General features: G+C 64.6%; 12 protein-coding genes. All 12 read left to right on the plus strand.

The genetic code is table 11. The features are described from left to right. Positions 1–336 precede the first annotated feature (336 nt). From mraZ to murB, 12 genes are read left to right on the plus strand one after another with little or no spacing between them, the layout of a single operon-like run. Entirely contained in the window at positions 337–795 is a 459-nt protein-coding gene (gene mraZ, locus JG747_RS17155; RefSeq protein WP_019859099.1) for a division/cell wall cluster transcriptional repressor MraZ, read from the plus strand. After that, on the plus strand, positions 792–1,808 hold the full coding sequence (gene rsmH, locus JG747_RS17160; RefSeq protein WP_019859098.1) for a 16S rRNA (cytosine(1402)-N(4))-methyltransferase RsmH: 1,017 nt from the start codon (positions 792–794) through the stop codon (positions 1,806–1,808). Before mraZ ends, rsmH begins: the two co-directional genes overlap by 4 nt. Before the next feature lie 3 nt (positions 1,809–1,811). Continuing rightward, a complete protein-coding gene (gene ftsL / locus JG747_RS17165; RefSeq protein ID WP_010910261.1) occupies positions 1,812–2,207 on the plus strand; it encodes a cell division protein FtsL in 396 nt (131 codons plus the stop codon). After that, positions 2,204–3,913 (plus strand): peptidoglycan D,D-transpeptidase FtsI family protein, encoded by a 1,710-nt coding sequence (locus JG747_RS17170; RefSeq protein WP_038647732.1) that lies wholly within the window; start codon positions 2,204–2,206, stop codon positions 3,911–3,913. The genes ftsL and JG747_RS17170 overlap by 4 nt, the downstream gene beginning before the upstream one ends. 54 nt (positions 3,914–3,967) lie before the next feature. Then, entirely contained in the window at positions 3,968–5,422 is a 1,455-nt protein-coding gene (locus tag JG747_RS17175; protein WP_202359667.1) for a UDP-N-acetylmuramoyl-L-alanyl-D-glutamate--2,6-diaminopimelate ligase, read from the plus strand. Next, complete coding sequence (locus tag JG747_RS17180) at positions 5,419–6,852, plus strand: UDP-N-acetylmuramoylalanyl-D-glutamyl-2,6-diaminopimelate--D-alanyl-D-alanine ligase (RefSeq protein ID WP_038647729.1); 1,434 nt, start codon at positions 5,419–5,421, stop codon at positions 6,850–6,852. The genes JG747_RS17175 and JG747_RS17180 overlap by 4 nt, the downstream gene beginning before the upstream one ends. 23 nt (positions 6,853–6,875) lie before the next feature. After that, positions 6,876–7,958: a phospho-N-acetylmuramoyl-pentapeptide-transferase gene (gene mraY / locus JG747_RS17185; protein ID WP_096447448.1), complete on the plus strand. Its 1,083-nt coding sequence runs from the start codon at positions 6,876–6,878 to the stop codon at positions 7,956–7,958. A gap of 10 nt (positions 7,959–7,968) precedes the next feature. Beyond that, entirely contained in the window at positions 7,969–9,369 is a 1,401-nt protein-coding gene (murD, locus tag JG747_RS17190) for a UDP-N-acetylmuramoyl-L-alanine--D-glutamate ligase (protein ID WP_202359668.1), read from the plus strand. Continuing rightward, on the plus strand, positions 9,369–10,520 hold the full coding sequence (gene ftsW, locus JG747_RS17195; RefSeq protein ID WP_019859093.1) for a putative lipid II flippase FtsW: 1,152 nt from the start codon (positions 9,369–9,371) through the stop codon (positions 10,518–10,520). Before murD ends, ftsW begins: the two co-directional genes overlap by 1 nt. Before the next feature lies 1 nt (position 10,521). Further along, positions 10,522–11,649 carry an undecaprenyldiphospho-muramoylpentapeptide beta-N-acetylglucosaminyltransferase gene (gene murG / locus JG747_RS17200; RefSeq protein WP_019859092.1) on the plus strand — a complete coding sequence of 376 codons (1,128 nt, stop codon included), beginning with the start codon at positions 10,522–10,524 and terminating at the stop codon, positions 11,647–11,649. Beyond that, positions 11,646–13,046, plus strand: coding sequence for a UDP-N-acetylmuramate--L-alanine ligase (gene murC, locus JG747_RS17205; RefSeq protein WP_019859090.1), 1,401 nt, complete (start codon positions 11,646–11,648; stop codon positions 13,044–13,046). Before murG ends, murC begins: the two co-directional genes overlap by 4 nt. Continuing rightward, a complete protein-coding gene (murB, locus tag JG747_RS17210) occupies positions 13,043–14,008 on the plus strand; it encodes a UDP-N-acetylmuramate dehydrogenase (protein ID WP_064983808.1) in 966 nt (321 codons plus the stop codon). The genes murC and murB overlap by 4 nt, the downstream gene beginning before the upstream one ends. Positions 14,009–14,389: the final 381 nt, after the last annotated feature.

Consider the following 14,389-nt stretch of genomic DNA (forward strand, 5'->3'; position numbering starts at 1 on the left):
GGGTCTTTTGGGCCAGCGGGCTCTAAACGCTTCGTTAGGCTTAATGGATCATAAAGACGAGACGTGCCGTAACGGCTGCTCGGATTGGTCGCGATGCGCGTGTTTGTGAAGCCTATTCCCGTTGACGCCCATAGTACCCCATGATATCCCATCGAGACATCAAAGCCTTCGTTCCGCGTCAGGGTAAAGCGTACGCCAGTCGGGCAGCCGCGGCGGCTGCGCGTTTGCCGGCTTTTGGCCGTGCCGGCGAGGCTGATACGGGGCAGGGAACGCGCTGCGGCGGCGCGTACGAGACGATGAAGAGGGGGGCGGCGGCGCAAGCGGCTGTAGGGTTTAATGGACCGGTTTCTGTCGAACACGGTGAGCAGGATCGATGCGAAGGGGCGGGTGTCCGTTCCTGCGCATTTCCGCGCCGTCGTGCAGAAGCGCGGCTATTCGGAACTCTATGCACTGCGCTGCCTGGACCTGCCGGCGATGGATGTCGGCGGGCTGGATCTGCTCGACCGCTACGAGCAGCGCATCGCGCAGGAAGATCCCTTCCTGCAGACGGCGGACGACATGTCGTTCTTCTGCCATGGCGACGGAGCGTTCCTGAAACTCGACCAGGACGGCCGCATCACGATGAGCGATTTCATTCGCGAGCATACCGGCATCTCGGCGGAGGTGGCCTTTGTCGGGCGCGGCAATTTCTTTCAGATCTGGGAGCCGGGACGGCTTGCGGCCTATGGGGCGCAGGCGCGGGCCAGGCTTTTGCAGCTTCGGCAGGGGACGAAGCCTGGGGAGCGACCGGAATGACGGTGGGCCACGGCGATGACATCCACGCCGTTGGCGGATCGGTCCGCCACATTCCGGTTCTCCTTGGCGAAGTGCTCGAGGCACTGGAGCCGGCGAAGGGCGACATCATCATCGACGGCACGTTCGGCGCCGGCGGCTACACCAAAGCCATTCTGGCGACCGGCGCTTCGGTCGTCGCCATCGACCGCGATCCCGACGCGATCGCTGCCGGGCGCGATCTCGAGGCACAATCGGGCGGCAGGCTGAGACTGGTGCAGGCGCCGTTCTCGACGCTGGACGAACATGTCGAAAGCGCCGACGGCATCGTGCTCGACATTGGTGTGTCCTCCATGCAGCTCGACCAGGCCGAGCGCGGCTTTTCCTTCCGCTCCGACGGGCCGCTCGACATGCGCATGGCGCAAGCGGGCCTGAGTGCGGCCGATGTCGTCAATAGTTTCAAGCCGGGCGACCTTGCCCGCATCTTCGGCTTCCTCGGCGAGGAGCGCCACGCCGGCCGCATCGCCCGCATGATCGAGGCGCGCCGCGAAAAGAAGCCATTCGAGCGCACGCTGGAACTGGCCGACGCCATCGAGACGCATATTGGCCGCGCGCCGAAGGACAAGATTCATCCAGCGACCCGCGTCTTCCAGGCGCTGCGCATCTACGTCAATGACGAACTCGGCGAACTGGCCAAGGCGTTGTTCGCGGCCGAACGCGCATTGAAGCCCGGCGGGCGTCTGGTTGTGGTGACGTTCCATTCGCTGGAAGACCGCATCGTCAAGCGCTTCATCGCCGACCGCGCCGACGTCGCCACCGGCTCACGTCATTTGCCCGAGGCGCATGCGCGCACAGCGACCTTTCGCAAGGCCGGCGGTGGCGTGACGGCGGGCGATGCCGAGGTCGCTGCCAATCCGCGCGCCCGCTCGGCCAGGCTGCGCGCGGCGATCCGCACCGAAGCGCCGGCGCGCGCCGGCGATTTTTCGATTTTCGGCCTTCCAAAGCTTCCCGGCATCGATCGGCCGGGGGAGAGGTAGCACGTGTTCCGTACCAGCGACATTGTCCTGATCGCCGTCATGGTTTCGGCGGCGGCCCTGACTTACAAGACCAAGCGCGAGGCCGAGGATCAGTTGGCGGCGGTGCAGAAGATCCACAACCAGATACGCTATGAGGAGGAGACGATCGACCTGCTCAAGGCCGACTGGAGCCTGCTCACCCAGCCTTCGCGGCTGCAGAAGCTCGCTGAGCTCTACAAGTCGCAGCTCGCGCTCGAGCCGGTCAGCGCCCGCCAGATCGTCGGCCTGAGCGATCTGCCGGCCAAGGCCCTGGATATCCAGGATATTCTGAACGGACGCCAGGGCGGCATGGCCGACAATTCCGACAAGGCGCCTGCGGACGGCAAGGATCCCGTCGTGACCGGAGGCATCGCCCAATGATCGGCAAACTGCTGAAGCGTCGCCCCAGGACGGGTGAAGATGGATCGATTGTCGTCGAGGGCGCCCGCAAGGCGACCGGCGGCAAGGGCAAGGCGCGCATCGTGATGACGATGGCGGTGTTCTTCGGCATCTTCTCGACCATTTCTGGGCGGCTGGTCTACCTCGGCTTCCAGACCCCCGATTTGTCGGGCGGCCCGCAGAGCCGGATCACCGCCTCGCGGCCCGATATCGTCGACCGCAATGGCGAAGTGCTGGCGACCGACATCAAGACGGCGTCGCTCTTCGCCGAGCCGCGCCGCATCGTCGATGCCGACGAGGCGATCGAGAAGCTGTCGACGGTGCTGCCCGAGATCGACTACGAGCAGACCTACCACAAGCTCAAGAGCGGCGCCGGCTTCGTCTGGCTGCAGCGGCAGCTGACGCCCAAGCAGCAGGCCGACATCATGCAGCTCGGCATTCCCGGCTTCGGCTTCCGTACGGAGAAGCGCCGTTTCTATCCGAGCGGCGAAACCTCATCCTACATTGTCGGCCTGACCAACATCGACAACCAGGGCATCTCCGGCATGGAGAAATATATCGACGAGCAGGGCCTGAGCGACCTGCAGGCGTCGGGCCTGGCGGTGGCCAAGGATCTCAAGCCGGTGAAGCTGTCGATCGATCTGCGCGTCCAGCATGTGGTGCGCGACGAAATCGCCGCCGGCCTGGAGCGCTACCGCGCGATCGGCGCCGGCGCCGTCGTGCTCAACGTCAAGACCGGCGAAGTGATCGCCATGGCCTCGGTGCCGGATTTCGATCCGAACAATCCCTACAATGCACAGGAAAAAGATCGGCTGAACCGGATGTCGGCGGGCCTCTATGAGATGGGCTCGACCTTCAAGAGCTTCACCTCGGCGATGGCGCTCGATTCCGGCAAGGCGACGATGAACAGTCGTTTCGACGCGTCGCATCCAATCCGGGTAGGCCATCAGGCCATTCACGATTTCCACGGCAAGAACCGTGTGCTGTCGCTGCCGGAGGTGTTCCTCTATTCGTCCAACATCGGGTCGGCCAGGGAAGCCGAGCTGGTGGGCATCGAGGGGCACCGGGAATTCCTGCATCGCCTTGGCATCCTGGAAAGGATGCAGACCGAACTGCCGGAAGTCGCCCGCCCGACCGAACCGAAGGTCTGGAAACAGGTCAATTCGTTCACCATCGCATTCGGCCATGGCGTATCGACGACGCCGTTGCAGGCGGCTGTCGGCTGCGCGGCACTGATGAATGGCGGCTATTTGATGAATCCGACCTTCCTGGTGCGCACGCAGCAGGAAGCGATGGCGATTGCCAAAAAAGTCGTCAACGAAAAGACGGTCGAGGGCATGCGCTACCTCTATTCGCTCAATGCCGAGAAGGGCTCGGCCAGAAACGCCAGAGTCCCCGGCTACCGTGTTGGCGGCAAGACCGGAACGGCCGAAAAGGTCATCAACGGCCGCTACTCTAAAGACCTGAATTTCAATACCTTTGTCGCTGCCTTCCCGATGGACGATCCGCAATATCTGGTGTTCACGATTGCCGATGCGCCGCACCCGGAAAAGCCCGGGATGACCGACGTCGCGGCCGCGAATGCGGGCGTCATAGCGGGTAATATCATCAGGCGGTCGGCGGCCATGCTTGGCGTGAAACCAGATTTCAGCCATGAAAATGGTGCAACGTTGGTTTCCTACGAGTGATTCTTAGGGCGCGCCGGCGACTGCGCGCTATTTTATTGCGGTGAACGGAACTCGATGAAGCTCAGAGATCTAGCCGGTGTCCTGCCAGTCGAAGGAACAGCTTCCGCCGATCTGGAGGTTACCGGGATTTCGTCCGATTCCCGCCAGGTAAAACCGGGCGTCGTCTTTTTTGCGCTCGCCGGTACCAAGGCGGACGGCGCGGCTTACGCTGCCGACGCGGCCAGGCGCGGCGCCCTAGTGATCGTGTCAGGCAAAAGCAGTTCCATCGCCGGACTGCCGGTTCCGGTGCTGGCGGTCGACGATCCGCGCCTGGCGCTGGCGCTGAGTGCCGCCCGCTATTTCGGCAAGCAGCCGCAGACCATGGTGGCGGTGACCGGCACCAGCGGCAAGACCTCGGTCGCCGCCTTCACCAGGCAGATCTGGGAGCAGGTGGGGTACGCCGCGGCTTCGATCGGCACCACCGGCGTGGTGGCGCCCGGCCGCAACGACTATGGCTCGCTGACCACGCCCGATCCGGTTGCCCTGCATCAGCTGCTGCGGGAATTGGCCGATGCCGGTGTCACCCACGCTTCGATGGAAGCCTCCAGCCATGGGCTCGACCAGCGCCGTCTCGACGGGGTGAAGCTCGCCGCCGGCGGCTTCACCAACCTTGGCCGCGACCATATGGACTACCATCCGACGGTCGAGGATTATCACCGCGCCAAACTGCGCCTGTTCGACCCGCTGCTGCCCAAAGGCGCGCCCGCGGTCATCTTCGCCGACGATCCGTGGTCGGCGCCGACGATCCAGGCGGCCCAGGCTGCCGGGCTCAAGGTGCTGACGGTTGGCCGGCATGGCGATTTCCTCACGCTGAAGCGGGTCGAGCACGAACGCCATCGCCAGCGCGCCGAGGTCGAGGCCGAGGGCGTGCTTTACGAAATCGACCTGCCGCTGGCCGGCGATTTCCAGATTTCGAACGCGCTGGTTTCGGCAGGGCTCGCCATTTCCACGGGAACACCTGTCGCCAAGGCATTGGCCGCATTGGAAAAATTGAAGGGAGCGCCGGGTCGGCTCGACCTCGTTGGCACCACGGTCAGTGGTGCGCCGGTCTATGTCGACTACGCCCACAAGCCCGATGCGCTGGAAAACGTGCTGGCTTCGGTCCGCCCGTTTACCACTGGTCGCGTCATGGTCGTGTTCGGCTGCGGTGGTGACCGCGATCGGGGCAAGAGGCCGATCATGGGCGAAATCGCCACCCGGCTTGCCGATGTCGTCATCGTCACCGATGACAATCCGCGCTCCGAAGTGCCCGAAACGATCCGCGCCGCCATTCTGGCCGCCGCACCCGGCGCCATCGAGATCGGCGACCGGCGCAAGGCGATCCACGAGGCTGTCGCCATGCTTCATGCCGGCGACACGCTGATCGTGGCCGGCAAGGGGCACGAGGAAGGCCAGACGATCGGCTCCGAAACCCTGCATTTCTCCGACCACGAGGAAGTCCGCGCCGCGCTGCGGGAGCGTGCCGCATGAGTATGCTGTGGACCTCCGAGGCGCTGGTCGCCGCCATGGACGGGCGGCCGCTCGGGCCCATGCCCGAGGGCATATCGGGCATTTCGATCGACAGCCGCAGCCTGCAGCCGGGTGACGCCTTCTTCGCCATCAAGGGCGAGGCGATGGATGGTCACGACTTCGCCACCGCGGCCATCAAGGCCGGCGCCGGCGTGCTGGTGGTGGCGGAAGGCAAGCTGCCGTCGCTCGGCCGGCTGACGGCGCCGATTATCGTCGTCGAGGACGTGCTGGTTGCATTGGAAAAGCTTGGTGTCGCGGCGCGCGCCCGCTCCCAGGCAAAGATCATCGCGGTGACCGGGTCGGCCGGCAAGACCACCACCAAGGAAGCGCTGCGCCATGTGCTGTCGGCGGTCGGCAAGGTGCATGCCTCGGCGCAGTCCTTCAACAACCATTGGGGTGTGCCGCTGACGCTGGCGCGCATGCCCGATGATTGCGACTATGCCGTCTTCGAGATCGGCATGAACCATCCCGACGAGATCCGGCCGCTGGTGAAGATGGTGCGGCCGCATGTCGCCATCGTCACCATCATCGCGGCGGCGCATCTCGGCTTCTTCCGCAATCTCGACGAGATCGCCAAGGCCAAGGCCGAGATTTTCGAAGGGTTGGAGCCAGAGGGTGCGGCCGTCCTCAACCGCGACGATGCGCGCTTCAAGCTGCTCGACAAGATGGCGCATGCCGCCGGCGTCGAGCATGTCTACGGCTTCGGCGAGAACGCGCGCTCGACCTTCAAGCTTACCAGATGCGAATTGCATGCCGACCACTCCGACATCGCCGCCCGGATCGGCGGTCATGACATGATCGCCCGCATCGGCGCGCCCGGCCGGCACATGGTGCAGAACGTGCTGGCGGTGCTGGGCGCGGCGCAACTGGTCGGCGCCGATCTCGACAAGGTGGCACTGGCACTGGCCGATCTGTCAGCCGAGCGCGGCCGCGGCAAGCGCCATGTGTTGCGCCACCCCGGTGGGCCGATCACGCTGATCGACGAGAGCTACAACGCCAATCCGGCCTCGATGGCGGCGGCGATGGCGCTGCTCAACGCGACGCCGGTGACGGGTGAGGGGCGCCGCATCGCCGTGCTCGGCGACATGCTGGAACTTGGCGAGCATTCGGCCAAGCTGCATGCCGCCCTTGCCGATCTCATCGTCGGCACCGGCACGCAGACCGTGTTCCTTGGCGGCCCCGAAATGCGGGCACTGGCGGAAGCGCTGCCTGAGGACATCAAGACGGAATACCGCGCCGGCGTCGAGGAATTGAAGCCGGTGCTGCTTGCCGCGCTGAAGCCGGGCGACGTGGTGATGATCAAATCGTCGAAGGGCATCGGTTTTGCAAAACTGGTCGATGCGCTGCTGGGCAAATACCCGGCTGAAACGACAACCAGCAAACTGACCTAGGTCGAGTCGGGGGACGAAAGCGCATGTTTACACTGCTGGTCGATTTCGCGGACAAGATCTCGGTCTTCAATGTCTTCCGTTACATCACGTTCCGCACCGGCGGGGCGCTGATCACCTCGGCGCTGATCGTCTTCATCTTCGGACCGACCATCATCAATTCGCTGCGGCTGCGCCAGGGCAAGGGGCAGCCGATCCGTGCCGACGGCCCGCAGACGCATTTCAAGAAGGCGGGCACGCCGACCATGGGCGGGCTGATGATCCTGTCCGGCATCATCGGCTCGTCGCTTCTATGGGCGAACCTGTCGAGCATCTATGTCTGGGTCGTGCTGCTGGTGACGCTGGGCTTCGGCTCGATCGGTTTTTATGACGACTATCTGAAGGTGACCAAGCAGTCGCATCTCGGCTTCTCCGGCAAGGCACGGCTGGGGCTCGAATTCATCATCGCCGGCATCGCCGCCTGGGTGATCATGCACAACGGCCAGGCGCCATTCTCCTCGTCGCTGACGTTTCCCTTCGCCAAGGAATTCATCGTCAACCTCGGCTGGTTCTTCATCCCGTTCTCCTGCTTCGTCATTGTCGGTGCCGGCAATGCGGTCAATTTGACAGACGGCCTCGACGGACTGGCGATCGTGCCGATCATGATCGCGGCGGCATCCTTCGGCGTCATCGCCTATCTCTCGGGCAATGCGGTGTTCGCCGAATATCTGCAGATCCACTTTGTGCCCGGCACCGGTGAACTCGCGGTCGTGCTGGGCGCCGTCATCGGCGCCGGCCTCGGCTTCCTCTGGTTCAACGCACCGCCGGCGGCGATCTTCATGGGCGACACCGGTTCGCTGGCCATGGGCGGCCTGATCGGCACGGTGGCGGTGGCCACCAAGCATGAGATCGTGCTCGTCATCGTCGGCGGATTGTTTGTCGTGGAAATCCTGTCGGTCATCATCCAGGTCGGCTACTTCAAGATGACCGGCAAGCGCGTGTTCCTGATGGCGCCGATCCACCATCATTTCGAAAAGCTCGGCTGGACCGAGAGCCAGGTGGTGATCCGCTTCTGGATCATCGCCGTCATCCTGGCGCTGGTCGGCCTCTCCACCCTGAAGCTCAGATAGGAAGCCTCCCTTGATCCCCGCTGCATCCTTCGCAGGCAAACAGGTTTCGCTCTTCGGCCTCGGCGGCTCGGGGATCGCGACCGCGCGGGCATTGATCGAGGGTGGGGCGCAGGTGCTTGCCTGGGACGACAATCCCGACAGCGTCGCCAAGGCAGCCGCCACCGGCATCGCGACCGCCGATCTGCGCGGCGCCGACTGGGCAAAATTCTCGGCTTTCGTGCTGTCGCCGGGCGTGCCGCTGACGCATCCCAAGCCGCATTGGACGGTGGAATTGGCGAAGGGCGCCGGCGTCGAGATCATCGGCGACATCGAGCTTTTCTGCCGCGAGCGGACGCTCAGCGCGCCAACGGCGCCTTTCATCGCCATCACCGGCACCAACGGCAAGTCGACCACCACCGCGCTGACGGCGCACATCCTCAAATCGGCGGGCCGCGATACCCAGATGGGCGGCAATATCGGCCGCGCGGTGATGACGCTCGACCCGCCGAAGCCCGACCGCCACTGTGTCGTCGAGTGCTCGTCCTACCAGATCGACCTCGCGCCCTCGATCAATCCGACCGCCGGCATCCTGCTCAACCTGACGCCGGACCATCTCGACCGCCACGGCACCATGCAGCACTACGCCTCGATCAAGGAGCGGCTGGTGGCGGGCAGCGAGACGGCGATCATCGGCATCGACGATTCCTGGTGCGCGCAGATCGCCGAGCGGCTGGAGCGGGCCGGGCGGCAGGTCATCCGCATTTCCAAGCGGCTGCCGCTGACCGACGGCTATTTCGCCGACGGCACCAATCTGATGGAGGCCGTGCACGGCCGCTACAGCAAGGTCGCCTTCCTCGAAGGCATCGGTTCGTTGCGCGGCCAGCACAATGCGCAGAACGCGCTTGCCGCGGTCGCCGCTTGCCTGAAGGTCGGGCTCGACCTTGGCGAAATCCAGTCGGGGCTCGAAAGTTTTCCGGGTCTCGCGCACCGCATGGAGCAGGTCGGCCGCAAGGGCCATGTCCTGTTCGTCAACGATTCCAAGGCGACCAACGCCGATGCGGCCGCCCCCGCACTGTCGAGCTTTCCGCGCATCTACTGGATCGCCGGCGGCCTGCCCAAGGAGGGCGGCATCGAGCCGCTGCGCGGCTTCTTCCCGCGCATCGCCAAGGCCTATCTGATCGGCGAGGCCGCACCTGCCTTTTCGGCGACGCTTGGCGAGGCGGTGCCCTACGAGATCTCGGGCACCCTGGCCAAGGCGGTAGAACACGCCGCGCATGATGCGGCCAAGGACGACAGCGGCGAGGTGGTGGTGCTGTTGTCGCCGGCCTGCGCCAGTTTCGACCAGTTCAAGAATTTCGAAGTTCGCGGCGAAGCCTTCAGGCAAGCTGCGAGCGCTATAGATGGCGTCAAACCCATCGGAGGGGCACGATAATGCAGAGCCGTCTCGATAAAAGTCCTGTCGCAACCTGGTGGTGGACGATCGATCGCTGGTTCCTGGCCGCGTTCCTGTCGCTGATGGGGCTGGGCATCGTCTTGTCCTTCGCCGCCAGCCCAGCGGTGGCCGAGCGCATCGGCCTCGACAGTTTCCATTTCGCCACCAGGCAGATCATCTTCACCGTGCCGGCCCTCGGAGTGATGCTGGCGGTCTCCTTCCTCGATTCCCGGCAGATTCGGCGCATGTCGCTGATCATGCTGTGCCTGATGCTGGTGCTGATGGTGGCGGTGCTCTATATCGGCGTCGAGGTGAAGGGCGCACGGCGCTGGGTGTCGCTTGCCGGCCTTTCGATCCAGCCGTCCGAGTTCCTGAAGCCGGCCTTCGTCATCATGTGCGCCTGGCTGTTCGCCGAGCACAAGCGCCAGCCCGACATTCCCGGCAATTTGTTCGCCATGCTGCTCCTGGTGCTGGTCGTGTCGCTGCTGGTGGCGCAGCCGGACCTCGGCCAGACCATGCTGACGACCGGCACGTGGGGTATCATGTTCTTCATGGCCGGGCTGCCCTGGCTGTGGATCATCGTGCTGGGTGCTGCCGGCGTCGGCGGCGTCTTCGCCGCCTATACGGTGTTTCCGCACGTTGCCTTGCGCATAGACAAGTTCCTCACCGGCGAGGGCGACACATTCCAGGTCGACATGGGACGCGATGCGCTGATCAATGGCGGCTGGTTCGGCGTCGGCCCGGGCGAGGGCACGGTCAAGCGGGTCATCCCCGACAGCCACGCCGACTTCGTCTTCTCGGTCGCTGGCGAGGAATTCGGGTTGATCATGTGCTTCTTCATCATGTCGATCTTCGCCTTCATCGTGCTGCGCGGCCTCAACACGGCGCTCAAGGAACATGACGATTTCACCCGCTATGCGGTCGGCGGTCTCGTCACCGTGTTCGGCCTGCAAGCCGTCATCAACATGTGCGTCAACCTGCAGCTGGTGCCCGCCAAGGGCATGACGCTGCCCTTCATCTCCTATGGCGGCTCCTCGCAGATCGCTATCGCCATTTCGATGGGCATGGTGCTGGCGCTGACCCGCAAGCGGCCGGAGAAGCGCAAGCAAATGGGGTTTGCGCTGCCGCAGCGCGCTTTACCGGCGGAGTGACATGGCGAGGGGTGTCATCCTTCTGGCGGCGGGCGGAACCGGCGGACATCTGTTCCCGGCCGAGGCGCTGGCGCATGAGCTGAAGGAGCGCGGCTGGACGGTGCATCTGGCGACCGACGACCGCGCCGAGCGGTTTGCCGGCCACTTCCCGGCCGCTGCCGTCCATCCGATCCAGTCGGCGACGATGGGCTCGAAAAATCCCATCGCCGTGCTTGGCGCGTTCTGGAAAATCTGGCGCGGCGTGCGCCAGGCCTCCGCCATTATCGGCCGGATCAAGCCGGATGCGGTGGTCGGCTTTGGTGGCTATCCGACCCTGCCGCCGCTCTACGCGGCTACGCGGCGCAAGGTGCCGACGCTGATCCACGAGCAGAACGCGGTGATGGGGCGCGCCAACCGGGCGCTGGCCGGCCGTGTCGATGCCATCGCCGGCGGCTTCCTGCCGCAGGATACGAGTGCCACCGGCGAAAAGACGGTGACGACGGGCAATCCCGTCCGGCCGGCGGTGTTGGAGGCGGCCAAGACGCCTTATGCGGCATCGACGGGGGAAGAGCCTTTCCGCCTGCTGGTGTTCGGCGGCAGCCAGGGCGCGCAGTTCTTTTCCGATGCCATGCCGGGAGCCATCGCGCTGCTTTCGGATGCACAGCGCAAACGTCTGGTGATCACGCAGCAGGCCCGCGCGGATGACGTAGCGCGGGTGAAGACGGCCTATGCCGCGCTTGGCGTCACCGTCGAGGTCTCGCCCTTCTTCACCGACATGGCGGCGCGCATGGCCGCTGCCCATCTGGTGATTTCGCGGTCCGGCGCCTCGACCGTCTCGGAGATCGCCGTCATCGGCCGGCCGGCGCTGCTGGTGCCCTATCCCTATGCGCTCGACCACGATCAGGCGGCGAACGCGGCAGCCCTTGCCGCTGCCGGCGGCGGCGAGGTGCACCCGCAATCGACGCTGTCGCCCGAGCGCATCGCGGCCCTTGTTGGCGGGCTGATGGACAATCCCGAGCAGCTGGCGGCGATGGCCGCGGGCGCGAAATCGGCCGGCAGGCCGGACGCGGCACGGTTGCTCGCCGATCTCACAGAGGCTATTGCGTCCCAAAAAACCGTTTCGGATTTCAGGAAAGGGACGCAAGCATGAAGATGCCGCAGACCATCGGCCTTGTGCATTTCATCGGCATTGGCGGCATCGGCATGAGCGGCATCGCCGAGGTGCTTCACAATCTCGGCTACAAGGTGCAAGGGTCCGACCAGGCCGACAGCGCCAATGTGCAGCGGCTGCGCGACAAGGGCATCGAATGCTTCGTCGGCCACAAGGCCGAGAATCTTGGCGATGCCGAGGTGGTGGTCGTCTCGACGGCGATCAAGAAGACCAATCCGGAGCTGAAGGCCGCGCGCGAAAAGCTGCTGCCGATCGTGCGCCGCGCCGAGATGCTGGCCGAACTGATGCGCTTCCGTCAGGCGGTGGCGATCGGCGGCACGCATGGCAAGACGACGACGACCTCGATGGTGGCGACCCTGCTCGAAGCCGGCGGGCTCGATCCGACCGTCATCAATGGCGGCATCATCAATGCCTATGGCACCAATGCCCGCATGGGCGACGGCGAGTGGATGGTGGTCGAGGCCGACGAGAGCGACGGCACCTTCCTCAAGCTGCCGGCCGACATTGCCGTCGTCACCAACATCGATCCCGAGCATCTCGACCACTACGGCAGCTTCGACAAGGTGCGCGAGGCGTTCCGCCAGTTCGTCGAGAATGTGCCGTTCTACGGCTTCGGCGTGATGTGCACCGACCATCCGGAAGTGCAGGCGCTGGTCGGCCGCATCGAGGACCGCCGGGTCATCACCTATGGCGAGAACGCGCAAGCCGATGTGCGCTTCACCAACCACCGCATGGCGGGGGCCACCTCCGAGTTCGACGTGGTGATCCGCGACCGCAAGACCGGCAGCCAGAGCACGATTTCAGGCCTGCGCCTGCCGATGCCCGGCCGCCACAATGTCTCCAACGCCACCGCGGCCATCGCCGTCGCGCATGAGCTCGGCCTGTCCGGCGAGGCGATCAAGAAGGGCCTGTCGTCCTTCGCCGGCGTCAAGCGCCGCTTCACCCATACCGGGTCCTGGAACGGCGTCGATGTCTTCGACGACTACGGTCACCATCCGGTCGAGATATCGGCGGTGCTGAAGGCGGCGCGCAGCGCCACCAACGGCCGCGTCATCGCCATTGCCCAGCCGCACCGCTTCACCCGGCTGCACGATCTGTTCAACGAGTTCTCCGCCTGCTTCAACGACGCCGACACGGTGATGGTGGCGCCGGTCTATGCTGCCGGCGAAGACCCGATCGACGGCGTCAGCTCGGACGAGCTGGTGTCGCGCATCCGCGCCGGCGGTCATCGCGATGCGCGCTACATAGAGGGTCCGGCAGCGATCGCGCCCATCATTCGCGACCTGGCCAAGCCCGGCGACTTCGTCGTCTTCCTCGGCGCCGGCAACATCACCCAATGGGCCTATGCTCTGCCAAAGGAGCTTGCCGCCTCATGATGCACGGCCAGGCCCTGATCGACAGACTTGGCGACCGGCTTGCCGGCCTGCGCGGCCGTCTCACGCCGAATGCCGAGATGGACAAGATCACCTGGTTCCGCGCCGGTGGCCTGGCCGAGGTGCTGTTCCAGCCGGCCGACGAAGAAGACCTTGCCGCGTTCCTGCGTGCGGTTCCCGAAGAAATACCTCTTACCGTCGTTGGTGTCGGCTCGAACCTTCTGGTCAGGGACGGCGGCATTCCGGGTTTTGTCATCCGGCTCTCGGCCAAGGGCTTTGGCGAGGCCGAGATCGTTTCGCCGATCAGGATTAAGGCGGGTGCCGCCACGCCCGACAAGCGTGTCGCGGCCCTGGCGCTGGAAGCCGGCATTGGCGGCTTCCATTTCTATCACGGCATTCCAGGCGCCATCGGTGGGGCGCTGAGGATGAACGCCGGCGCCAACGGCGTCGAGACGCGCGAGCGCGTGGTCGAGGTGCGCGCGCTCGACCGTAAGGGCAATGTCCAGACACTGAGCAATGCCGAGATGGGCTATGCCTATCGCCATTCGGCGGCTCCTTCCGGGCTGATCTTTACCTCGGCCGTGTTCGAAGGCTTTGCAGAGGACAAGGCCACGATCAAGGCGGCGATGGACGCGGTGCAGAACCACCGCGAGACGGTGCAGCCGATCCGCGAGAAGACCGGCGGCTCGACCTTCAAGAATCCGGAAGGAACGTCGGCCTGGAAGGAGATCGACAAGGCGGGCTGCCGTGGCCTGATGATCGGCGGCGCGCAGATGTCGCCCATGCACTGCAATTTCATGATCAACACCGGCACGGCGACCGGCTACGACCTCGAATATCTCGGCGAGACGGTGCGCGCCCGCGTGCTCGAGCACTCTGGCCTCCGGCTGCAGTGGGAGATCAAGCGCATCGGCAATTTCCGGCCCGGACATGCCGTCCAGGAGTTTCTGGGTCAGCTTCTCTAGGTACGCTGATATTCAGGTGATGCCGGCCTGCAAACGACGGCCTTCTCCGCTTCCGGTGCTCACGGACCCGAATGTCCGCTCCGCTCCGGTTCTCGAAGGCCATCGTTTTCGACTCGGCCTGACCTGAACCTCAACGTACCTTCGCTGTTCATGAAGTTCATGTGATGCATGAACTTCAATGCGCTCGCAAAACGCTTAAAACCGTTGCTCCAGGGACTCAGCGACACGGTTTTCGTAGCCATTTTCTCAGAAAGTGAATCTCTCGGAATCATAAGCACTTGCCAGTGAATCAACTCTCTGATTCTCTGCTGGAAAGCGTTTCCTGATTTGAGTCGTTCGACGCGTTACCCGCGTTTTCCGTCTGGGGGGCAACCTGCCGGG

It is taken from the genome of Mesorhizobium sp. 131-3-5 (assembly GCF_016756575.1).
GTDB classification, from domain to species: domain Bacteria; phylum Pseudomonadota; class Alphaproteobacteria; order Rhizobiales; family Rhizobiaceae; genus Mesorhizobium; species Mesorhizobium jarvisii.